Source organism: Aquamicrobium sp. NLF2-7 (genome assembly GCF_022359935.1).
Lineage (GTDB): Bacteria > Pseudomonadota > Alphaproteobacteria > Rhizobiales > Rhizobiaceae > Mesorhizobium > Mesorhizobium lusatiense.
In genome coordinates this window covers 292,913-313,304 of record NZ_JAKSED010000001.1, presented here as the reverse complement: position 1 = coordinate 313,304, position 20,392 = coordinate 292,913, and the positions used below count along the sequence as shown (strand labels likewise).

Below are 20,392 nucleotides of genomic sequence, written 5' to 3'. Positions count from 1 at the left end.
ATCTCTCCGTCAGTGAAGGCGCCAGCGAATCGTGAAAAGCGGAGCGAGATCGACCTTCTGCTCCAACTTTCCCTCGATCTGGGCGATGAGTTCGGACCTCTGCTTGTCGATCTCGTCCTGCGCGTCAAACAGCGACCGGCGCTTCTGATTGCGAAGCGCCTCGAGTGACTTGATCTGCTTCTGGCCGGTCAGCTTTTCTTCCAGAGTCAGAGCCGCGGTCGCGGCCCGTCGCGCCTCCTTTATCTGCCGATCGATCTCCTTGATTTCCCGCTCAAGACCTACCTTGAGGTCGTCGGCCCAGCCGTCGAGCTTGTCCGCTTCCAGCTCGAAGAAGCGTGCATTCCGCTCCGAGACGGCGCGCTGGATCAAGCGCTGCTGCTCGCGGATCGTGGCGTCCAGCCGCGTGATCGGCTCTGCAGGAACGTCGATCGGCGCTTTGTTGTGCCCATTGAGAGTGAGGAGGCGCTCGCATGCTTCTGCGCTCAAGCCTTCTCCATCGTCTGTCTCGGCGGCCAAAAGAATGTGATCTTCGGCTTGATCGAGGGCCTCGATCGTAAGTACGCACGCCTTGAGCCATCCAGCCTGCCCGCTGAAAGGTTCCAGAATGCTAATCTTGCCGGAGTGGTTGGAGTAATCGAACGTGATCTCCGCAGGCGGCAAGTCGCGGCTCTGTGCCCGCGCCACCACGGCTGAACCAAGCGGATGATTGACCCGGTAGAGGTGCGCCTCGCCGGAACGGCGCGGCAGTTCATAAAGGCCGAGTGGGATTTCCTTGCCGTTTGCCCATGGCGGCCGCTCGGCGAGCGTGAACGAGGACGTGTTGTGGAAGTCGGCCACGCCGTTGAGCTCGTGGCTGGTCACACGCATCAGCAGCTGCTCGAAGCGGTCCAGGTAGACCTTCGCATCCTCGTCACGCACCTTCAGCTTCTCGCGAACTTCGTCGTCGAAGTTCTCCAGGAGCTTCTGCCTCGTCTGGCTCATCGCCTCATTGATTTCGAGGCTTAGTTCCAGCTGCAGCTGATCGAAGGCGGTTCGGATCTCATCGGTCTGGCGGCATTGCTGATAAATGGCGGCAATGCGCTTCTCGAAGTCGACCCCCGACTCGATGACGCCCAGAACCTCATCGCTGGCTCCGAATACGCCTTCAAACAACTTGAACTTTTCGGAGAGTAGCTGATAGACGCGCTGATCAGCCTCGTTCCGCCGATTGATAAAATTCACCACAACGACGTCATGCTTCTGACCGTAGCGGTGACAACGCCCAATACGCTGCTCCACCCGCTGCGGATTCCAGGGCAGGTCGTAGTTCACGACCAGCGAGCAGAATTGCAGGTTGATGCCTTCGGCGCCCGCTTCGGTCGCGATCATGATACGCCCCTCCTCGCGGAAATAATCCACGAGAGCGGACCGCATGTCGGCCGTTCGTGATCCGGTGACCCGGTCGGAACCCTTATGTCTCTCGATCCAGCGCGCGTATATCTCTCTGGAACGCTGATCGGTGTTCGTGCCGTTGAAGAGGACGATACCGTCTGCATACGGGCTATCTGCCAGGACCCGCAGCAGATAGGCTTGAGTGCGGCGCGATTCCGTGAAGATGATGGCCTTCTGCGCCGCCCCGAGCTCTTCGGCTTTTGCGAAGGCGACACCTAGCGCCTTCAGCAACGCCAGGCCCTTGGCATTGTGCTCGATGGATGTGGCGAGCCTGGCGAACTCGTCGAGGTCGGCAATTTCCGCCTCGATCGCCTTGCGGTCTGCCTCTGTCAGGGGTTCGAGCTCTTCTTCGTCGGTCCATTCCTCTGCCGTGGCGTCGAGCGCTTCGTAATCCTCACCGAGGTCGTCTTCGAGGGAAGTCGCGGCCTCGTGCTTGCGCAGCTTTTCCTGCAATCGGGCAGAAATTGACGATAGAGCGCCCGCGATAGCGAACGTTGAAGACGCGAGCAATTTGCGCAGGACCAACGTCATCAGAGACCGCTGACCCGACGGCAAAGCCTGAAGGTTGTCGCGTCTAAGGTAATCCGAGACCAGCTGATACAGCCGATCCTCGCCTTCGGCAGGCGTGAATTCCTCGACGATCGGTAAACGGCGCGTGTAGGGAATGTAGGCGGTCACCTGCCGGCGCAATGTGCGATGACAAATCGGTTTCAGCCGCTCACGAAGGACGTGGAACGTCCGTTCTCGACTGAGGTTGGCGAACTGTTCCCGAAAGCTCTTCAGATCCCCAAACGTATGCTCATCGATAAAACTCACGAGGCCGTAGAGTTCAAGGAGAGTGTTCTGAAGGGGCGTCGCGGTCAGAAGCAGTTTCTGCTTGTGCTCCAGCGCTCGCTTGAGCGTGTTCGCGATTACATTCGACGGCTTGTAGACGTTCCTCAGCCTGTGAGCTTCGTCGATCACTACAAGATCCCACGGCATGGCATGGACGTCTGCAGCCTTGTTCCGGGCAAACTGGTACGAGCAAATGACGATCGAGTCGGCCGCATCGAAAGGGCGGAATGATCCGGCTTTGATGGCCTCATTATACGAGCGAGATTCGAGGATCAGGCACGGCAGGAAAAATTTCTCGCTGAGTTCCTGATGCCATTGCTTGCGCAGATTGGAGGGCGTGATGATCAGGATCCGGCGCTTACGCTCTGCCCACCTCTGAGAGATGACGAGGCCAGCCTCGATCGTTTTTCCGAGCCCCACTTCATCAGCGAGCAATGCGCCTTTGGAGAGAGGAGATGAGAACGCGAAGAGGGCTGCGTCCACCTGGTGCGGATTGAGATCAACCTGCGCACCGGCAACGGCCCCTGCAAGCTTCTCGACGCTGTCCGGAGCGCATCTTTTGGTCAGTTCGTGCGCGAAATATTTCGCGTGATAATCAGTGATCATCAGGCCTCCGTCGCTTCTTGGAGGCGTCGCCCGAGTCAGATGGCGAGGGTATCGGACTGTCGTGATGAGAGGCCTTCTGATGCTCAATCCATTGGTCGAGGTCCAGGCGCTTGAATCGCCATTGCCCACGCACCTTGAACGCCGGGATCTCCCCGCGTTGGGCCATCGTGTAGACGGTCTTTTCGGCGACCTTGAGCAATTGGGCCACCTCCGGCAGCGTCAGAATCTCGTCCGGCATGGACCGGCCCCTCATGGAGTTGATGGCAAAGGATGCCAGACATTGCCGAGAGGCGCCAGAGAAAGTGGCTTCGAGGAGGCAATTATCGGTCGAGGATGTGCTGCCGCTGTGCCATCCACTCGCTGGGGAAGGGCCTCAGCAGGGCGTCCATCTGAAGGCCAACTGGCTGCCTTCCGTCGAGAATCATCTCCACGATGTCCGGGGCCAGCAGGGTCAGGCGCAGGACCCGGCACAGGTAGGACTGGTTGATCTTCTCCGCTTCGGCCAGCTCCGTCACCGAGGCGAATCGGCCGCTCTCCATGAGGCGCTTCCAACGGTGGGCCCGGGCGATCGCCTTGACCATGGTGTTGTCGACGCGCGGGCGGGGCTGGCCCCAACAGGCTCCCTCGGGCATCACCACCTGCTTGCGCCCGCCGCGCTTCCGGACAGTCAGGGGAACACGGACCGTCAGCGTGCGCCCGTCGTCGGTGGCGGCGTCACCGGCTCTCATGCTGCCCTCCGCGGATGGTCGGCCATGCCGCCAAGCTCATGAACCAGACGAGCCAGCCCATCGACGCGGAGGCGGATATCGACGCCTCCCTGTCCGACATCGACGCGCTCGACAAGGAGCTGGACGACGCGCGCCTGCTCGGCCGGGAACAGCTCTTCCCAAAGCGGGTCCAGCCCTTCCAGGGCTTCCCTGACCTCAGCCTCGGACAGACCATCGATCTCGCGCCGCGCCGATCGCCATGTGCCGACGATCACCTCCGGTGCGCGAAGGAAGCCGCGCAGCTGGTCGACCACTGCGCCCTCGATCTCGGCGGCGGGCACGCGCCCCACCGGGCAGGCATCGGCACCGCGCTTCAGGACCGACTGGCTGACATAGTAGCGGTAGAGCTTGTCGCCGCGCCGCGTGTGCGTCGGTGTCATGGCGCAGCCGGTTGGACCGAAGATGAGGCCCTTCAGCAGGGCCGGTGTCGCGGCCCGTGTCCGGCCGGCGCGGACCCTTGGGCTCTCGCGCAGGATTCCGTGCACCTTGTCCCACAGGGCGCGCGTGATGATGGCTTCGTGCTCGCCGGGATAGGCCGTCCCCTTGTGCACGGCGTCCCCGATATAGATCCGGTTGTTGAGCAGCTTGTAGAGGAAGCCCTTGTCGACGAGCCGTCCGCGCCGCGTCCGCACACCCTCGGCGGCGAGCGCCCGAGCCAGCGCCGTCGCCGAACCCACCTCGACGAAGCGCTCGAAGATCATCCGGACCGTCGCGGCCTCGGCATCATTGATCACCAGCTTGCGGTCCCTGACCTCGTAGCCGAGCGGCACGAAGCCGCCCATCCACATGCCGCGTTTGCGCGAGGCGGCGATCTTGTCCCGGATGCGCTCGCCGATAACCTCGCGCTCGAACTGGGCGAAGCTGAGCAGGATGTTGAGCGTAAGCCGCCCCATGGACGTCGTGGTGTTGAACGACTGGGTCACGCTGACGAAGGTAACGCCGCCGCGATCGAACACCTCGACCAGCTTGGCGAAATCCATCAGCGAGCGGCTGAGCCGATCGATCTTGTAGACCACGACAACGTCGATCCGGCCGTCCTCGATGTCGGCGAGCAGGCGCTTCAGCGCCGGCCGGTCGAGCGTGCCGCCCGAGAAGCCGCCGTCATCATAGGACTCAGGATAGAGCACCCAGCCTTCGGCCTTCTGGCTGGCGATATAGGCCTCACAAGCTTCGCGCTGGGCGTCGAGGCTGTTGAATTCCATCTCCAGCCCTTCTTCCGTCGACTTGCGCGTATAGACCGCGCAGCGCAGCTTTCGGATAAATTTGGTGGATGCGGGTGATTTCGTCATGCTTGGCCTCGCCGGTTCTTGAGGCCGAAGAAGACCCAGCCGTTCCAGCGCGTGCCGGTGATGGCGCGCGCGATGGCGGAGAGCGAGCGGTAGGGACGCCCCTGCCATTCATAACCGTCGTTCAGCACCGTGACGGTGTGCTCGACGCCCTGCCATTCGCGGATCAGCCGCGTGCCGGCGATCGGCTTGTCGTCGGCGCGGATCCGGCGCAGCACGATGTTGCCACCGTCGAGCTGCTCGCCCAGGGCTTCGAGGCGCTCGATGGTCGCGGGTTTCAAACCGCCATAAGCCAATTCCTGGATCCGATAGGCGAGCCGGCTTTCGAGGAAGCGCCGATTGTAAGGCGGTGCCTCCGTGTCGAAGAGTTCGCGCCACTGCTTCTTGAGGTCAGGCGTCGGCGTGGTCTTCAGCGCGGCCAGCCGGGACAGGATGTTTTCTGTCATGGTCATGCGTCTCCGTTGCAAATTGGAGTTCCATGACCGCTCCGGTCGGGCGGGAAGTGAAGGCAACTTTCTCCGCGGTCGCCAAATACTTGCCTTGACTGGCGTGCCTTGAGCCGAACCAGCCCGCGCGCAAGAATCCTGCAGACCTCCCCGATTCGCTCGTCCGGCGTCATATGCCCGGGGTGGATCGGATTCGGCATGTCCATCGCAGCGAGCACCTCAGGGATTGGATTCCCTTGGCCTCTACTCAGGGTGGGGACGAACCGTCCCAAGATGATGGCTTTTGAATCGACTCCGCCGGGCCTTTGCGATAAGAACGTAAGATGAACAAATGCGAGGCGATCATGGGCGGCTGAGATGGCTAAGAACCTGAAGAAATTCGTCAATCCCAAGTTCACGCGGACCGTTGATCTTGGCTTGCTGAGTCGCCTGTTCGAGCGCCACCGCGAGGCGCTGAATGGGCTGGACCTTGGGGTCTTCAGGGATGAGGCGGCGCAGGATGAGGCACGCAGCGCCGTCCAGGATTTCTTCGCGGGACCGGAAGAGAACTATCCAGAGGGACTCGTCGCCGACCTGCACCGGATCGCCGAGATCGGCAACGCGGCAGGCCTCGACATCATCCTTCAGCAGGCCGCGCGGCTCGGGGTACGCGTGACACCCGAAGCGAAGGGTGACGAGCCGGAGGTTCACCAGGATCCCAAGCACGTCGCCCTGCGCGTCTTCCTCGATCATCCCGACGTTTTTGACGCCGCGTCGGACATGATGGCGCTCATGGCGCGCACGTCGCTCGCCGAGTTCGTGGGCCGCGACGAAGGCGTCGAGGCGATCATGGACGATCGCGCAAAGGCTGAGTTTGAAACCGCCGCCGCCGCGATGTTCGAACAGGATCTCCGCAGCAACTATTGTCGTGCCGGCTGGTATGACGATGCCGACGAACTCGTCCTGGTGATTGAGCACGGTTCTCCGATCACCACGACCGATGTCCTGCAAAAGGACAAAAAGCGCGTGATCAGCTTCCGCGCCGCCGAGCACGCGGTGCTTTCCTACAGTTCCACGACAGGCCTGTTGAAGATCGGCGGCGTGGCCAAGGCGCGCCGTGCCGATCTCGCGGAGTTATTCGCAGACAAGATTCTCGGGAAACCCGAATTCTTCGCCGGCGACGACGCGCAGAACCTCTACACGCTCGACCCGGTGCAGCGCGCGGGCTTCGGCTTCGCGTTCAACCATGACTTCGATCCGGGCATCCAGCGGGTCCAGATCACCGAGGTCCAGGTCGACCGCGTCGGCGCCGATCCGAAGACGGGGGAGACGCGAACCTTCTACTCCTATCTCGCGCGCGACGGCCGCGACAATGCGCTGGCCAGGTTGGGCGAGATGATGCCGGGCGCTCGTCTCGGGTCGGATTGGCGCCTCAACCACATCGTCCTCCGCGTTCATTTCGCGACCGGCGGCAAGTCGGCGAAGAAGGTGACCGTCAAGCTGAAGCCGCCGGCACACGCCATGTTCAAGCGTCAGCAGTTCGAGGGCCGCATTATGACGCTCCTTCGCCGCAACGGACTGCTCAATGACCGAGACGCTTCCCAGGCTGCTGTTGCGGCTGAGTGAGGCGGGCGATCCCGCAATCCTTTGGGGCCGACAGGCTTCGTCTCATGCCGGTCGCGATTTCGAGCGGCTGCTCGATCACGGCGTCCTGGTCGAGCAGACGCCGGCAACAGAGTGGGATGTGTGCCCAGCCTGTGATTGCGGTCTCGACGCGCGGCCCATCCATCAGGTCAACGGACGACACATCGCGGTTTGTCCGACGGACCGGCGCAACGACGTCGTTCTCGGCGCTGACGATCTGCGGAGCTTTCGCATTCACCCGTCCGCGCTGGTCCGCGAAATCGCCATGGCGTCCGGGTTCGGAGGCACGCCGGCGCCGGTGGCGGCAGGCGTCTGGCATCTGGGGGAGACGTCGGACCAGCGGGCGCTGTTCCTCGCACTGTCGCGGGATGCAGTGCTTCAACCGGGAATGATCGGCCTGATGCGTTCGGCCGCCCGGTCGTCGCCCATCATAGTGATCGCGCCCGCGATGGCGGCGGACGAACTCGCCCGCTTCGTCGAAGCTGCGATCTCCGTCATGTCGATTGACGGTTGTCTGGGCAGGAACGCGACGGGCTTCGCGATCGACCTTTCGAAGCTGGAATCCGCTGCGACTTTCGAGCCGCGTCTGGTCATTTTCCGTCAGAGCCAGCGGGTGATCCTGGATGGCATCGAGATGCACATCCCGCAGCAGCCGTTCAAGCTTCTCGTGATTCTGGCCGAGGCTGTGGGAACTCGGAAAGGCCATTTGACCCCGCAGGAAATCGAGGCCGAGAACAGCGGCCGCAGCGCTGGCGACCTGATCCGTGACCTGAGAAATGCACTTCACGACGATCAGAAGACGCTGATCAGGACCCGCCAGAGCCCGACCCGCTATTTCCTGGGGCTGGCTGCGGGAGAGTTTGATCTGCGGCCATAGGGCAGCTGGCCCGCGTCTCGGCCCGTCTTCCCATTCTCGCCCATCCCAAACCCATCCCGCTCCCACCTGACGGATCGGCGGCTTCGGCAGGCTTGAGGTCATCAACAGTAATGACCTGAGGCCATGCCGATGCATTCTTCCATTTCCCGAGACGACCTTCAGATCCTGCTTCATGAGGCGGACATTGCGGCGCGCCGTCTGGTCCGCCAGCTGCGGCTTCCCCGCACCGATCTCGACGATGTCCGCCAGGACCTGCTCGTCGATCTGATCGCCCGGCTTCCCGCCTATGACGCAGATCGCGGCACGCTCGGCGCATTCGCCGGCGCCATCCTCACCAACAGGGCGACGCGTATCGCCAACAAGGTGAAGGGGGAGCGCCGGATGTATGGCGCGACGCCGATCTCGCTCGACGAGACCATTCCCGAGAGCGACGGGCTGACCCGCGGCGACCTCATCGCCGAAGCCGACGGGCTGTCAGCGCTCTTCGGCCAGACCGTCGACGCATTCGCAGCCGCTGAGGAGCGTCTCGATGTCGAGCGCGGTCTTGGCTCGCTCGAACCCGCCGACGGCGCTCTCTGCGCGGCCCTTTCCCGCACCACCGTCGAGCGCCTCGCCGCGAGCGGGCACGGCGCCCGCAGCAGCCTCTACCGCCGCGTCAAGGACATCCGCCTTGCCCTGACGGCGATCGGCGTCCGGGCCGCGTGAGACGGTTCGGCGAGCGCGTGAGTAGGAGCCCATCATGAACGTCATTGCATCCAGATTCCCCATTGTCCGAAACCAGCTCACCGAGATCGAACTCTGTGGTTGGGTCGGCCAGGCCGCGCCCGGCGACATCCTCGAATATCACCGTGGGTTCCTCGCGCTCGATACCATGCCGCAGGGCACGCGCCTTCCCGAGCGGGAGCGGGCGGAACTCGCCCGCGTCGCGCGCCGCGCCTGGTGGGCGGCCGAGCGCGGACTGATCCATCTCGTGCAGCGTCGCCACCGGTCGGACGATTACAGCTATCTCGCCATCGCCCGGCGGAAGCCGAAGCAGGCATCGGTTTCGCTGTCTTCACTCCTGCCGGCGGAGGTGGCGTGATGGCGCCAGCTCGCGGCAACCGCCCCAGCCTCGACGACATCCGCACCATGCCGGTCGGCGAGATCGCCACGCTTCCGGCGGAGCATCTGGCGCTGCTCCAGGAGGATGCCGATGCCGCCCTTGATGCCGCCAAGCGGCTCAAGGAGTGGCTCGAAGGAGCGATTGCGCTTCGCTACGCCGACGCGGCAGCGACGGTGCGTCGGGCCGAGGGCAAGGACACCGGCCTCGTTCGTTTCGAGGATGGCGCTGTCGTCGTCGCTGCCGATCTCCCGAAGAAGGTCGATTGGGACCAATCGCTGATCGCCGCGCTCGTCGAGCGCATCCGTGCGAGCGGGGAGAACCCGGCCGACTACGTCGACATCGGCTTCAAGGTCCCCGAGCGCAAGTACACCGCCTGGCCCTCCGCCGTCCGCGAGGCCTTCGACGCCGCCCGTACGGTGCGGACCGCCAAGCCGACCTTCCGTCTCACCATCAAGTCCGAGGATGCCCGATGACCAGCTCTGCTGCCCTGACCGAGATCCGCAAGCGCCACTACGCGCTCGAAGCGCTGCCCGCCACCATCGTCATTCCGGCGCTCGGCGATATCCGCCGCGAGCAGGTGGTCAAGCCGATCGAGGACGCCACGCTCGACGACATCGCCTTCGCCTTGCTGGGCGTCGAGGCAGAGTTCAGCGCCGTCGGCGACCGCCTGCACGCCTTGCGCAAGCTCTATGGTCTCGCCCGGCAGGCCGGCGCGCACGGGAGTGAGCGCGCGCTCGATGTCGCGTCGCGCAACACGGGAGGCCGCTGATGGCGCTGCGCATCCTTAGCGCCGACGAACGGCTGTCTGCGGCCGGCGCCAAGACCACCATGGCGATCTTCGGCCCGAGCGGCGTCGGCAAGACATCCTTGCTGAAATCACTGCCGCCTGCCGAGACCCTCTGCATCGACCTCGAGGCAGGCATGAAGTCCGTCCAGGACTGGCCCGGCGACAGCATCCCGGTGCGCACTTTCGCCGACGCCCTCGACATCGGCTGTCTCGTCGGCGGTGTCAATCCGTCCGCCGACCCGAGCGGCTTCTTCTCTGAGGCGCATTACCAGCATCTCAGGGAAAGCTATTCCGAGCTCGTTCAGATGATTGCGGGCAAGCGCATCATCTTCGTCGACTCGATCACCGACCTTACGCGCCAGGCCATGGCCTGGGCGAAGACCCGGCCCGAGGCCTTCTCCGACAAGACTGGCAAGCCGGACACCCGCGGCGCCTATGGCCTGCTCGCCCGCGAGGTCATCGGCCTGCTCAAGCATCTGCAGCACGCTCCCGGAAAGACCGTGATCTTCGTCGGCATCCTCGAACGCGTCACCGACGAGTTCAACCGCACGACCTGGCAGCCGCAGATGGAAGGCGGCAAGGCCGGCCGCGAGCTCCCTGGCATCGTGGATCAGGTCATCACGATGAGCCTGTTCGCGCGCGACGGCGACGGCTGGCGGCATGAGCCCGAGCGCGGCGAAGACCGCCGGCTCGTCTGCCGCTCCGGCAACCCCTGGGGCCTTCCGGCCAAGGACCGCTCCGGCCGCCTCGATGTGACCGAGCCGCCGGATCTCGACGCGCTGCTCTCCAAGATCAATTCAACCCGGAAAGGATGACGAGTCATGAGCTTCGACATGAATGACGCCGAGCCGCAGAAGAGCGGCGAACTGATCCCCGATGGCACCTTCGCCAAGGTCACCATGACCATCCGGCCGGGCGGGACGGACGGTCAGAGCGAGATTGACCGGGGGCTGCTCAAGGCCTCGAACGCGCCCGGCAGCGACGTGCTGATGGTGGATGCCGAGTTCACCGTCGCCGAGGGCCCGCACGTTCGGCGCAAATTCTGGCAGATGTTCACCGTCTCCGGCGGCAAGGTCGACGAACACGGCGTCTCGATCGGCTGGAAGATCTCCAAGGGCAGCTTCCGCGCGATGATCGACAGCGCGCTCGGGCTCGATCCGCAAGACATGAGCGAGGCAGCGAAGGCGAAGCGGATCCTGCGCGGTCTGGCCGACCTCAACGGCATCACCTTCGTCGCCAAGATCAAGGTCGAGCCCAGCGACGACCCGCGCTACGGCGACAGCAACAAGCTCGACCGTGTGGTTCTGCCGAGCGAACCGGAATGGCGGAAGGTGATGGACGGAGAGGTCCTGGCGCCGAGCCCCAGCACCCGCGCGCGACCCAAGGCTGCATCGCCCGCAGCTCCGACCTGGGGGCAGACCGTCGCATCGCCGCCCGCGAGCGCTGCCCCGGCCTGGAGCCGGCCGGCACAGCCGGGCACGGCCCCGGCAACGGCCCCGGCAGCCACACCTGCTGCGACGCCGGCCCCGAGTGGCCCGGCCTGGCTCAACACCTGACCGTCATGACGGCCGATGAGTGGCAGGCGCACGTCACGCGCGAGGCAGCGAAGGCGATGGGACAATGGCTCGAAGGACGCGGAAGGCTTCACCAGCCCATCGCCGCTCTCACGCTCCCCGAACTGGAAGCCATGGCGGCGAACGCGATCGCGCGGTTCATCGTCCTGGCCTCACACCGGATCAAGGATCAGCCGGACGACGCAGAGGACCTGACCCGGCTCTTGCTCGGGTAGCCGTCTGCGCCGTCTGCGGACGCGAGGCGCGGGGCTTCGGCTACGTCCACCAGCTGCGCTGGGACCGCTTTCCTTACCACCGCTTCTGCTCGATGCGCTGCCTCGATGTCGGCGCGGCGCTCGCCAAAAGGAACAACGGGATGATCGACAAGACCGACATGGAGACCCGAGCGATCAAGGAGGCGCGCCGGTTTCTCGCCGAGACGCTCACCGAGCTCGACCTGATGGCGCCGTTCTACGACCGGAAGCCGGAAGAGATCGACCGCATCATCGAGGCCTGCGTCGACGGGTTTCAGGAGTCGATGCAGCGCCAGGCAGCCGCCCGCGACCCGCTCGACGATCCGATTCCCTTTTGAGGTGGCGCATGGGAATCGATCTCAACCACGGCTCCGGCTTCATCTATGGCCGCATCGGCCACGCGATCAGCGTGTCCGATCGGGTCAATGCCCTGATTGATGCGGCGCTGGTGGCACGCAATCGCCGGCAGACGCCGCGCAATTATCTCGGGGGCAGCCGGATCGGCGAGCCCTGCGCGCGCAAGCTCGTCTACGAGGTGACCCATACGCCCAAGGATGAGGGGCGGGATTTCGACGGCGCGATCCTGCGCATCTTCGACGCCGGCCACCAGTTCGAGACGCTCTCCATCCGCTGGCTGCGCGGCGCGGGCTTCGACCTTCGCACCGAGCGCGCCGACGGCGGACAATTCGGGTTCGAGATGGCGGGCGGGAGACTGCGCGGCCACATCGACGGCGTGATCGTCGCTGGCCCCGATGTCGGTCTGCACTGGCCCGTGCTATGGGAGCACAAGGCGCTCAACGCCAAATCCTGGAACGACCTCGTCAAGCGTGGCTTGCGCGCCTCCAAGCCGGTCTACTTCGCACAGGTCCAGCTCTACATGGGCTATCTGGAGCTGGAGACCGCCCTCGTCACGGCGCTCAACAAGGACACCGAGGCGCTCCACCACGAGGTGGTCGGGTTCGATCCGCCCTGCGCGCAGGCGCTCTCCGACAAGGCCGTCGATATCCTGCGCGCCGCGGAAGCCGGCGAACTTCCACCGCGGATCGCCGCAGCCCGGGACTTCTATCTCTGCCGCGTGTGCGCCTATGCGGAGCGCTGCTGGGAGGGCGGGCGATGAGCTTCATCCCGTCTCCACAGCAGATGGCGGCAATCGCCGAGATCGAGGACTGGTTTCGGCGCGGCACGCGCAATCAGCAGGTGTTCCGCCTGTTCGGTTACGCAGGAACGGGCAAGACCACCATCACACGGCATGCAATCGGCGAGCTCGGTCTCGAACCGATGGATCGCACGGGCGGCTCGGGCGGCGTGCTCTATGCCGCCTTCACCGGCAAGGCGGCCCTGGTGATGACCCGGAAGGGAACGCCAGCCTCGACGATCCACAGCCTGATCTACAAGGTCTCCGAGGCGACGCCCGAGGAGATCGAGCGCGTCACCCGCGAACTGGAATCGCTTCGCGGCGGCCTGCGCGCAATGGGACCGGCCGAGCGTTCCTTCGCGGAGACCCAGATCCGCCGCCTCGAGCTCCGGCTCGCCGACATCCATCAGCCTCGTTTCATTCTGAACGAGCAGTCGCTGGTCCGCGACGCCGACCTGATCGTGCTCGACGAGGTCTCCATGGTCGGCGCCGAAATGGCGAGCGATCTGCTTGCTTTCGGCAAGCCGATCCTGGTGCTCGGCGACCCCGGCCAGTTGCCGCCGATCAAGGGCGACGGCGCCTTCACCGACGCCGATCCCGACGTGATGCTGACCGATATCCATCGCCAGGCGGAGACCAGCGCGATCATCCGCCTTGCGACGCTCGCGCGGCAGAGCATGCCCATTCCCTACGGCGAGCACGACGACTTCGTCTGGAAGATGCGGCGCTCCGACATCGGCCCGCATCAATTCCTCAAGGGCGGTCAGGTGATCTGCGGCCGCAACGCGACGCGGCTCTTTCTGAATACCGCCATGAAGCAGGCGGCCGGCTTTCCTGACGCTTACCCTCAAGGGGCCGGCGAGAAGATCATCTGCCTCAAGAACCGGCACGATCTCGGTCTCGTCAACGGCATGTTCCTCGACCTGTCGGACATCCGCGACGAAAGCCCGCTCGCCTTCAGCGCGTCGGTGCGCACCGAGGACGGGACGAGCGTTCCCGGCCGCCAGTGGTTCTACAAGGGCCATTTCGACGACCACGTCGCTTACGACGCCGAGCGCCTGCGCCGCGATTGGCGCGACATGCGGGGACTTGTCGAGAGCGTCTGGGGCTACGCCATCACCTGCCACAAGGCCCAAGGTTCACAGTGGGAGAACGTGATCGTCTACGACGACGGTCTCGGGCGGACCGCCGAGGACCGCGCCCGCTGGCTCTACACCGCCATTACGCGCGCGGAGCAAGGGCTGGTGATCCTTGATTGACTTCAACGACATCGCACCCGCCAGAACGCCCGCCGTCCATTACGACCTCGACGCCATCGTGGCCGGCCTGCGTGACAGGACCGACGCCTGGGTGCCGCAGCACTTCCCGAACGGCCGTCGCAATGGCGACGAATGGCGTCTCGCCAACATCAATGGCGCGGCACCGCGAAAGAACGGCTCCTGCGTGATCACGCTCAGGGGCGAGCACGCCGGCGACTGGATCGACTTCGACGGCGGTCAGGGCGGCGGACCACTGAGCACGCTGGAACAGGCGACCGGCCTCAAGGGTCGCGACCTCTTCGCCTATGCCGCGGATCTGGTCGGATGGTCGGCCGCGGCGCCAGCCCGGCACGAACCCTCGGCGGCTTCCGCGAAGCCGGAGAAAGACTCTGCCCGAGAAATCGAGATCATCCTCTCGCGGGCCCTCCCGATCGCCGGCACACCGGGTGAGGCCTATTTGCGCGCGCGAGGTCTCACGGTCCCGCCACCGTCCGATCTCCTGTTCCATCCGGATCTCGCGCATTGGGATACGAGGACCGGGTTCCCAGCCATCGTCGGCCTGGTTCGCGACCGCGCCGGTAGCGTGGTTGCCCTGCACCGCATCTACCTGCGGCCGGATGGGGCGGCGAAAGCCGAGGTTGAAAAGCCGAAGAAGATGCTGGGCCGCGTCGGCGGTGGCGCCGTGCGGCTGGCCTCGCTCGGCGGCGACGCTGTCCTTGGTCTCAGCGAAGGCATCGAGACGGCGCTCGCCGTGATGACGGCATGCCCGGGCATGGCGGTATGGGCGACGCTCTCGGCCACCAACCTCGAACAGATCGCCCTGCCGCCAGAGGCCCGGCGTGTCGTTTTGCTCGCCGACCACGATGCGTCGGGCGCGGGTCTTCGTGCAGCCGAGGCGGCGGCGCGGCGTCTCCTGGCCGAAGGCCGCAGCGTCGTCATCGCCCTGCCGCGAGCGGAAGGCGATGACTTCAACGACGTCCTGCTGCGCGACGGCGCGGACGCGGTCCGTCAGATCATCGCCGCGGCCGAGCCGTGTGCAGTGATGGATGCCGCCGATGCGCACGATGGTACCCGAAACCGTCCGATCGGCTTCGTCGAGCCGCCGGGCCGCTTGCCGCAACTGCGCGCCGATGAGGGCGATCTCGCCCGCGCCCACGCACGCAGCTGGAGTCTGCTGCTCGCGTCGAACAGGACGCCCTGGCTCTTTCGCAGCGGCGGCATGCCGACCTGGGCCGTGCATGACGATGACGGCCTGCCCATGGCCCGGCCCGTCACGGAAGAGCGCCTGCGCCACATGCTGGCCAAGCTCGCCGATTGGCGGCGTCTGGCGCGCAATGGCGATCTCGTTCCCGCGCATCCGCCGACGCCGCTCATCAAGTCACTGCTGGCGACGCCCGATCCCGGCCTGCCGGTCCTGGCGGGAATCGTCACCACGCCGGTCTTCGGCCGCAACGGCGCGCTCCTGACCGAGCCCGGCTACCACCCCGATGCCCGGCTGCTCTACCAGCCGACACCGGGCTTTGCCGTGCCGCAAGTTCCGGAGCGCCCGTCGCCGGCGGAGATCGCGACCGCGCGCAGTCTCATCGTCGACGACATGCTGGGCGAGTTCCCCTTCACCGGCCACGCGGAGCGGGCGCATGCGGTGGCGTTGCTGCTGCTTGGCTTCCTGCGGGCGATGATCGACGCGCCGACGCCGCTCCACCTGATCGAGAAGCCGACACCCGGCACCGGCGCGACCCTGATGGTCGACGCGATCGCGACCGTGCTCACCGGCGTCAGCGCCTCCGTGATGACCGAGGGCCGCGACGATGAAGAGTGGCGCAAGCGGCTGACCGCCAAGCTGCGCCAGATCCCCTCGATCGTGCTCATCGACAATCTGCGTCACCCGCTCGACTCCTCGGCGCTTGCGGCAGCGCTCACCGCGCCCTTCTGGGAGGACCGCATTCTCGGGGCATCCGAGATGACGCGATTGCCGATCCGCTGCGTCTGGATCGCGACCGGCAATAATCCCGAATTCTCCAACGAGATGGCGCGCCGCATCGTGCGCATCCGCCTCGACGCCCGTGTTGATCAACCCTGGAGGCGCGAGGGGTTCCGCCACCCCGATCTCATGAGCTGGGTTCGCGCCAACCGGCCGCGCCTCGTCGCGGCCTGCCTCACCCTCTGCCGGGCCTGGCTCGCCGCCGACCGTCCACGGGGCGCGCGCATCATCGGCAGCTACGAGACTTGGTCGCGCATCATGGGCGGCGTCCTCGAAGTCGCCGGGATCGAAGGCTTTCTCGCCAACCTCGACGAGATGCTCGCTGACGCCGATGGTGAGGGCGCGATCTGGCGCAGTTTCATCGGCGCCTGGTGGGACCGCTTCGGGACGGCGGAGGTCGGAACCGGCGATCTCTATGAGGTGGCGTTGGCCTGCGAGCCCCCGCTGCCGCTGGGCGCCGGGGGCGACCGGTCACAGCGCACACGACTCGGCAAGGCACTCGCCCGCATGCGCGATCGGGTCTTCGATATCGACGGCCGCAAGATGCGTGTTCGCACGCTGGGCGTCTCCCATCAGGCCAAGCGCTGGCAGCTCACGATCGAAGGGGAACGTGGGGAACGTTTTCCGCAAGGTGTCGCGGCATCGGGCGGGGAACGTTGCGCCGAAAAGGGGAACGTCGAAAACCAACGTTCCCCGGCACAACCCATTGAAACAAAAGGCTCCGGGGAACGTGGGGAACATGGGGAACGTTTTTCGATACTAACGCATGTGCGCGGCTGCGCCCACGCGATGGAGGATGGGGAAAAACGTTCCCCACCTTCGTCACCTTCCCAAAGCGCTTGTTCCTCAACGGCTTGCACCGGGGAACGTGCGGGGGAACATGGCTCACCACGTTCCCCGAGCGGCGCTGCGCCGGACTGGCTCAAGGAGGTGCTCTGATGGGCATGCTCCTTCAACTCGGCTGTCTCCCGGCCGCCGCGACCGGTCCGCCGCGATGAGTCTTCGAGCCGAAACCCGACTCTTGCTCGCGCTCCTTGGAGAGAACCATGGCTTCGACCATCGAACCTGGCCCCGCCGCCGCAGGGGCCATCGCATTCCGTCCGCATCCGGCTCATGCGCATCGCGCCATCCTCGCCCTCGACCTCGGTACCTCGACCGGCTGGGCGTTGCGCGATGCCGACGGCCTGATCACGAGCGGCACCGTTTCGTTCCGCCCCGGCCGCTTCGACGGCGGCGGCATGCGCTACCTGCGCTTCACCAACTGGCTGACCGAGATCGACCGGCTGTCCGGGCCCGTCGCCGCGATCTGGTTCGAGGAGGTCCGGCGTCACGCGGGCACCGACGCGGGCCACATCTATGGCGGGCTCATGGCCACGCTGACCGCATGGGCTGAGCTGCGGGGCGTGCCCTACGAGGGCGTTCCGGTCGGCACGATCAAGCGCCACGCCGCTGGCAAGGGCAACGCCGACAAGGCCGCGATGATCGCCGCCGTCCGCGCCCGCGGCTTCAGCCCGGCCGACGACAACGAGGCCGACGCCATCGCCATCCTGCTCTGGGCGATCGAGACGAAAGGGGGTGTCGCATGAGATGGCATCCCCACGGCTACGGCGGCCGACGCCGGGATCCCGAACAGGTCAAGCGCGAGGGCTGGCAGGAACAGGGTGTCCTTGCGGTCTCCGCCGATGATGACCGCCTGACATGGCCCGAGCGCGAACTGGTCTGCCAGCTGGGCGAGAAGCTCTACGGCCCGCGTCCTGCCGACCGGGAGGCGCGCCATGGCTGATCGTGAATGGACCGCCGACTGCGTCGCCGATCATTTCGCGGAGGCATTCCGCACCCTGCGCAAGCTGCCGCCGGTGAAGGTGCAGGGCTATTTCAACACCTGGCCGGAGATCGTGCGGACGAGTCGCGAGATTGCCTTCATGGAACCCGAGCCGATGCGTATCCGGCCGTCGGCCGCTGCCATCACGCGGCTCGAGCAGACCTTCGACTGGGTGCTCTGGATCGAGGAGTCGGAGCGCAAGCTGGTCTGGTCGCGCGCGGCCCGCGTACCCTGGAAGGTGATCAGCCATGAGCATGGCTGCGATCGCACTACGGCGTGGCGACGCTGGCAGCTCGCCCTCACCAAGATTGCGGCGCGGCTCAATGCGCAGTGACTCCAATGTGTTGCAACACTTTTCCATGCAACAGATGGGGGCAAATCAGATATGGTTCTGGGTAAGCTCGACAGAGTAGCGCCCGCGACGGATCGTCCCCCTCGCGGGCGTTGTCGTTTCCGGCACCATCGTCACCACCATCATCGAGACCAGCATCATGCCCGTCCGCCCTCCGATCCACCGTCCGGTCGGGCGGCGCGAGAAGCGTGAGCGTGACCAGGACTATGCCCGCCAGCGCAATCCGGTGGCACGTGCGCTCTATCGCTCGAAGCGCTGGCGAACGGAACGCGCATCCTTCCTGCACGATCATCCGCTGTGCGTGGAATGCGCGCGCCATGATCTGATCCGACCGGCCAGCGTCGTCGACCACATCGATCCGCATGGCGGTGATGAGACGGTGTTCTGGGACCGCAGCCGCTGGCAGGCGCTGTGCGCATCGTGCCACGGCCGCAAGACGGCTGGCAGCGACGGCGGCTTCGGCAATGCGCGCCGCCGCTCGTGAGCCCAAACCCTCCCCCCGGGGGAGGTCAAATCTCTGGAGAGTTCGCTCCCAGGACCGCGCGCCACCAAAAGCGCATCCGTGGCCAAAATGAAGCATGGGGGGGTGCGCGGCTAAGATGTTGATTTCACTGGATACCGAAAATGACAATCGCTGAAACTGCGCACATCGGTGTTGGTGACATTGAGCGTCAGCTGGCCGTCGAATACCGGCCGCTCGACAGCCTGGTGCCCTATGCGCGCAATGCCCGCACGCATTCGGATGCGCAGGTGGCCGAGATCGCCGGATCGATCCGCGCCTTCGGCTTTACCAACCCGGTGCTGATTGCCGAGGATGGCACGCTGATCGCCGGCCATGGCCGCGTGCTGGCGGCACGCAAGCTCGGTATGGAGACGGTGCCGACGATCGTGCTGGCGGGACTGTCGGAGACGCAGCGCCGGGCGCTGGTGCTCGCCGACAACCGCATTGCCATGAATGCCGGCTGGGACGAGGAGCTGCTGGCGCTCGAGCTCTCCGACCTGCAGGAGGCCGGCTTTGACCTTGGCCTCACCGGCTTCGGCGACGACGAGTTGCAGAACCTGCTTTACGGCAGCCATGACGAACAGGACGGGCTGACCGAGGACGACGCCATTCCGGAAGTTCCGGCAACGCCTGTCACACGACGCGGCGATCTGTGGCTGCTGGGTGATCACCGGCTGCTGTGCGGTGATAGCACCTCGCCGGAAGATGTTGGTCGCCTGATGGCTGGCGAGAGGGCGGCGCTGTTTGCCACCGATCCGCCCTACCTGGTCGACTACGACGGAACCAACCATCCGACAAAGAAAACCGCCTCGGCGCGGGCGAAGAAAATCGCCAACAAGGACTGGGGCGACGATTATATCGAGCAGCCACACTGGGATGATTCTGCCCAAGGACCGCAGTTCTACGAGGCCTTCTGCAAGGTGGCGATCGAGCATGCCATTGCCGAGGATGTGGCATGGTATTGCTGGCACGCCTCGCGCCGCCAACGCATGCTGGAAACGGTCTGGGATCAGTTCGATGTGCTGCATCACCAGCAGATCATTTGGGCCAAATCGCGCCCGGTGCTGACGCGCTCGGTGATGCTGTGGGCGCATGAGCCGTGCCTGTTCGGATGGCGTCGCGGCAGGAAGCCCCGCATCAACCGCGAGGGGTTCGAGAGCTGGCCGACCACGGTGTGGAACATCCCATCCTCGGAGATCGAAACCCGCGAGCATCCGACTTCGAAGCCGGTCAAGGTGTTCACGCTGCCGATGCAGCTGCACACAAGACCGGGCGACATCTGCTACGAGCCGTTCTCCGGTTCGGGCTCACAGCTGATCGCCGGCGAGAAGACCGGCCGCCGCGTGTATGGCCTCGAACTGTCGGAGGCCTTCTGCGATGTGGTCGTCAAGCGCTGGCAGGCATTCACCGGCAAGGCGGCCACGCTCGATGGCGACGGCCGCCGTTTTGATGAGATCGCCGCCGATCGAGTGCCTGATGCCGGGACCGCGACCAGGGATGCGGCAGCGGCATGAAGCAATCCCGCACCATGTCTCTGGTGGAGGCTTTCGCCAATGTCGCCGTCGGCTATGGCATTGCCGTGGTGACGCAGATGCTGGTATTCCCGCTGTTCGGATTGTCCACCACGCTGGCTGACAACATGGCCATAGGCGCGATCTTCACCGTGGTGTCGATCGCGCGCAGTTTTACATTGCGGCGGGTGTTCGAGGCCATCCGGATGCGGCGTGCCAACGAGGCAACCGCCGCCCCGAAGGGGCGACGGCCGTGACAGGATG

At 65.3% G+C, this 20,392-nt stretch carries 24 protein-coding genes; 19 read left to right on the top strand and 5 right to left on the bottom strand.

The window, feature by feature from the left end; all coding sequences use genetic code 11:
- Positions 1-9: 9 nt before the first annotated feature.
- The 5 genes from MIC97_RS01540 to MIC97_RS01520 form a co-directional block, all read right to left on the bottom strand.
- On the bottom strand, positions 10-2,871 hold the full coding sequence (locus MIC97_RS01540; RefSeq protein ID WP_239798582.1) for an SNF2-related protein: 2,862 nt from the start codon (positions 2,869-2,871) through the stop codon (positions 10-12).
- Entirely contained in the window at positions 2,861-3,109 is a 249-nt protein-coding gene (locus tag MIC97_RS01535; protein ID WP_239798581.1) for a helix-turn-helix domain-containing protein, read from the bottom strand. Before MIC97_RS01535 ends, MIC97_RS01540 begins: the two co-directional genes overlap by 11 nt.
- Before the next feature lie 82 nt (positions 3,110-3,191).
- Complete coding sequence (locus MIC97_RS01530; RefSeq protein ID WP_239798580.1) at positions 3,192-3,599, bottom strand: hypothetical protein; 408 nt, start codon at positions 3,597-3,599, stop codon at positions 3,192-3,194.
- Entirely contained in the window at positions 3,596-4,927 is a 1,332-nt protein-coding gene (locus tag MIC97_RS01525) for a recombinase family protein (RefSeq protein ID WP_239798579.1), read from the bottom strand. The genes MIC97_RS01530 and MIC97_RS01525 overlap by 4 nt, the downstream gene beginning before the upstream one ends.
- A complete protein-coding gene (locus MIC97_RS01520) occupies positions 4,924-5,376 on the bottom strand; it encodes a DUF2924 domain-containing protein (RefSeq protein ID WP_239798578.1) in 453 nt (150 codons plus the stop codon). The genes MIC97_RS01525 and MIC97_RS01520 overlap by 4 nt, the downstream gene beginning before the upstream one ends.
- A 351-nt stretch (positions 5,377-5,727) precedes the next feature.
- Between MIC97_RS01520 and MIC97_RS01515 the strand changes: the two genes are divergently transcribed.
- The 19 genes from MIC97_RS01515 to MIC97_RS01425 all read left to right on the top strand — a co-directional run bounded on the left by MIC97_RS01515 (position 5,728) and on the right by MIC97_RS01425 (position 20,385).
- Entirely contained in the window at positions 5,728-6,975 is a 1,248-nt protein-coding gene (locus MIC97_RS01515) for a hypothetical protein (RefSeq protein ID WP_239798577.1), read from the top strand.
- Positions 6,935-7,870, top strand: coding sequence for a hypothetical protein (locus tag MIC97_RS01510; RefSeq protein ID WP_239798576.1), 936 nt, complete (start codon positions 6,935-6,937; stop codon positions 7,868-7,870). Before MIC97_RS01515 ends, MIC97_RS01510 begins: the two co-directional genes overlap by 41 nt.
- Before the next feature lie 129 nt (positions 7,871-7,999).
- On the top strand, positions 8,000-8,575 hold the full coding sequence (locus MIC97_RS01505; protein ID WP_210272910.1) for a sigma factor: 576 nt from the start codon (positions 8,000-8,002) through the stop codon (positions 8,573-8,575).
- A gap of 34 nt (positions 8,576-8,609) precedes the next feature.
- Positions 8,610-8,951 carry a hypothetical protein gene (locus MIC97_RS01500; protein WP_182506463.1) on the top strand — a complete coding sequence of 114 codons (342 nt, stop codon included), beginning with the start codon at positions 8,610-8,612 and terminating at the stop codon, positions 8,949-8,951.
- A complete protein-coding gene (locus MIC97_RS01495) occupies positions 8,951-9,445 on the top strand; it encodes a hypothetical protein (protein ID WP_239798575.1) in 495 nt (164 codons plus the stop codon). Before MIC97_RS01500 ends, MIC97_RS01495 begins: the two co-directional genes overlap by 1 nt.
- Complete coding sequence (locus MIC97_RS01490; RefSeq protein ID WP_239798574.1) at positions 9,442-9,741, top strand: hypothetical protein; 300 nt, start codon at positions 9,442-9,444, stop codon at positions 9,739-9,741. The genes MIC97_RS01495 and MIC97_RS01490 overlap by 4 nt, the downstream gene beginning before the upstream one ends.
- Entirely contained in the window at positions 9,741-10,574 is an 834-nt protein-coding gene (locus MIC97_RS01485) for an ATP-binding protein (RefSeq protein WP_239798573.1), read from the top strand. The genes MIC97_RS01490 and MIC97_RS01485 overlap by 1 nt, the downstream gene beginning before the upstream one ends.
- 6 nt (positions 10,575-10,580) lie before the next feature.
- The gene (locus tag MIC97_RS01480) at positions 10,581-11,315 is read left to right on the top strand and encodes a hypothetical protein (RefSeq protein WP_239801181.1); all 735 of its coding nucleotides are present in this window, start codon (positions 10,581-10,583) and stop codon (positions 11,313-11,315) included.
- A gap of 5 nt (positions 11,316-11,320) precedes the next feature.
- Positions 11,321-11,548, top strand: coding sequence for a hypothetical protein (locus MIC97_RS01475; protein ID WP_027444218.1), 228 nt, complete (start codon positions 11,321-11,323; stop codon positions 11,546-11,548).
- Between the two features lie 140 nt (positions 11,549-11,688).
- The gene (locus tag MIC97_RS01470) at positions 11,689-11,904 is read left to right on the top strand and encodes a DUF6511 domain-containing protein (RefSeq protein WP_206771947.1); all 216 of its coding nucleotides are present in this window, start codon (positions 11,689-11,691) and stop codon (positions 11,902-11,904) included.
- A gap of 8 nt (positions 11,905-11,912) precedes the next feature.
- On the top strand, positions 11,913-12,683 hold the full coding sequence (locus MIC97_RS01465) for a CRISPR-associated protein Cas4 (protein WP_239798572.1): 771 nt from the start codon (positions 11,913-11,915) through the stop codon (positions 12,681-12,683).
- Entirely contained in the window at positions 12,680-13,960 is a 1,281-nt protein-coding gene (locus MIC97_RS01460; RefSeq protein WP_239798571.1) for an ATP-dependent RecD-like DNA helicase, read from the top strand. The genes MIC97_RS01465 and MIC97_RS01460 overlap by 4 nt, the downstream gene beginning before the upstream one ends.
- On the top strand, positions 13,953-16,880 hold the full coding sequence (locus MIC97_RS01455) for a toprim domain-containing protein (protein WP_239798570.1): 2,928 nt from the start codon (positions 13,953-13,955) through the stop codon (positions 16,878-16,880). The genes MIC97_RS01460 and MIC97_RS01455 overlap by 8 nt, the downstream gene beginning before the upstream one ends.
- A 107-nt stretch (positions 16,881-16,987) precedes the next feature.
- Positions 16,988-17,527: a hypothetical protein gene (locus MIC97_RS01450; protein WP_239798569.1), complete on the top strand. Its 540-nt coding sequence runs from the start codon at positions 16,988-16,990 to the stop codon at positions 17,525-17,527.
- The gene (locus MIC97_RS01445) at positions 17,524-17,724 is read left to right on the top strand and encodes a hypothetical protein (protein WP_239798568.1); all 201 of its coding nucleotides are present in this window, start codon (positions 17,524-17,526) and stop codon (positions 17,722-17,724) included. The genes MIC97_RS01450 and MIC97_RS01445 overlap by 4 nt, the downstream gene beginning before the upstream one ends.
- Complete coding sequence (locus MIC97_RS01440) at positions 17,717-18,097, top strand: DUF6362 family protein (RefSeq protein ID WP_239798567.1); 381 nt, start codon at positions 17,717-17,719, stop codon at positions 18,095-18,097. Before MIC97_RS01445 ends, MIC97_RS01440 begins: the two co-directional genes overlap by 8 nt.
- Before the next feature lie 157 nt (positions 18,098-18,254).
- Positions 18,255-18,599: an HNH endonuclease signature motif containing protein gene (locus tag MIC97_RS01435; protein WP_239798566.1), complete on the top strand. Its 345-nt coding sequence runs from the start codon at positions 18,255-18,257 to the stop codon at positions 18,597-18,599.
- 140 nt (positions 18,600-18,739) lie between these two features.
- Positions 18,740-20,131 carry a DNA methyltransferase gene (locus MIC97_RS01430; RefSeq protein ID WP_239798565.1) on the top strand — a complete coding sequence of 464 codons (1,392 nt, stop codon included), beginning with the start codon at positions 18,740-18,742 and terminating at the stop codon, positions 20,129-20,131.
- On the top strand, positions 20,128-20,385 hold the full coding sequence (locus MIC97_RS01425) for a hypothetical protein (RefSeq protein WP_239798564.1): 258 nt from the start codon (positions 20,128-20,130) through the stop codon (positions 20,383-20,385). Before MIC97_RS01430 ends, MIC97_RS01425 begins: the two co-directional genes overlap by 4 nt.
- Positions 20,386-20,392: the final 7 nt, after the last annotated feature.

Coding starts and splice junctions, on each gene's coding strand:
- MIC97_RS01480 (WP_239801181.1), top strand. CDS start 10,581: ATGAGCTTCGACATGAATGACGCCGAGCCGCAGAAGAGCGGCGAACTG.
- MIC97_RS01430 (WP_239798565.1), top strand. CDS start 18,740: ATGACAATCGCTGAAACTGCGCACATCGGTGTTGGTGACATTGAGCGT.
- MIC97_RS01475 (WP_027444218.1), top strand. CDS start 11,321: ATGACGGCCGATGAGTGGCAGGCGCACGTCACGCGCGAGGCAGCGAAG.
- MIC97_RS01540 (WP_239798582.1), bottom strand. CDS start 2,871: ATGATCACTGATTATCACGCGAAATATTTCGCGCACGAACTGACCAAA.
- MIC97_RS01440 (WP_239798567.1), top strand. CDS start 17,717: ATGGCTGATCGTGAATGGACCGCCGACTGCGTCGCCGATCATTTCGCG.
- MIC97_RS01515 (WP_239798577.1), top strand. CDS start 5,728: ATGGCTAAGAACCTGAAGAAATTCGTCAATCCCAAGTTCACGCGGACC.
- MIC97_RS01425 (WP_239798564.1), top strand. CDS start 20,128: ATGAAGCAATCCCGCACCATGTCTCTGGTGGAGGCTTTCGCCAATGTC.
- MIC97_RS01465 (WP_239798572.1), top strand. CDS start 11,913: ATGGGAATCGATCTCAACCACGGCTCCGGCTTCATCTATGGCCGCATC.
- MIC97_RS01530 (WP_239798580.1), bottom strand. CDS start 3,599: ATGAGAGCCGGTGACGCCGCCACCGACGACGGGCGCACGCTGACGGTC.
- MIC97_RS01510 (WP_239798576.1), top strand. CDS start 6,935: ATGACCGAGACGCTTCCCAGGCTGCTGTTGCGGCTGAGTGAGGCGGGC.
- MIC97_RS01470 (WP_206771947.1), top strand. CDS start 11,689: ATGATCGACAAGACCGACATGGAGACCCGAGCGATCAAGGAGGCGCGC.
- MIC97_RS01535 (WP_239798581.1), bottom strand. CDS start 3,109: ATGCCGGACGAGATTCTGACGCTGCCGGAGGTGGCCCAATTGCTCAAG.
- MIC97_RS01490 (WP_239798574.1), top strand. CDS start 9,442: ATGACCAGCTCTGCTGCCCTGACCGAGATCCGCAAGCGCCACTACGCG.
- MIC97_RS01505 (WP_210272910.1), top strand. CDS start 8,000: ATGCATTCTTCCATTTCCCGAGACGACCTTCAGATCCTGCTTCATGAG.
- MIC97_RS01445 (WP_239798568.1), top strand. CDS start 17,524: ATGAGATGGCATCCCCACGGCTACGGCGGCCGACGCCGGGATCCCGAA.
- MIC97_RS01435 (WP_239798566.1), top strand. CDS start 18,255: ATGCCCGTCCGCCCTCCGATCCACCGTCCGGTCGGGCGGCGCGAGAAG.
- MIC97_RS01485 (WP_239798573.1), top strand. CDS start 9,741: ATGGCGCTGCGCATCCTTAGCGCCGACGAACGGCTGTCTGCGGCCGGC.
- MIC97_RS01450 (WP_239798569.1), top strand. CDS start 16,988: ATGGCTTCGACCATCGAACCTGGCCCCGCCGCCGCAGGGGCCATCGCA.
- MIC97_RS01460 (WP_239798571.1), top strand. CDS start 12,680: ATGAGCTTCATCCCGTCTCCACAGCAGATGGCGGCAATCGCCGAGATC.
- MIC97_RS01525 (WP_239798579.1), bottom strand. CDS start 4,927: ATGACGAAATCACCCGCATCCACCAAATTTATCCGAAAGCTGCGCTGC.
- MIC97_RS01500 (WP_182506463.1), top strand. CDS start 8,610: ATGAACGTCATTGCATCCAGATTCCCCATTGTCCGAAACCAGCTCACC.
- MIC97_RS01520 (WP_239798578.1), bottom strand. CDS start 5,376: ATGACCATGACAGAAAACATCCTGTCCCGGCTGGCCGCGCTGAAGACC.
- MIC97_RS01495 (WP_239798575.1), top strand. CDS start 8,951: ATGGCGCCAGCTCGCGGCAACCGCCCCAGCCTCGACGACATCCGCACC.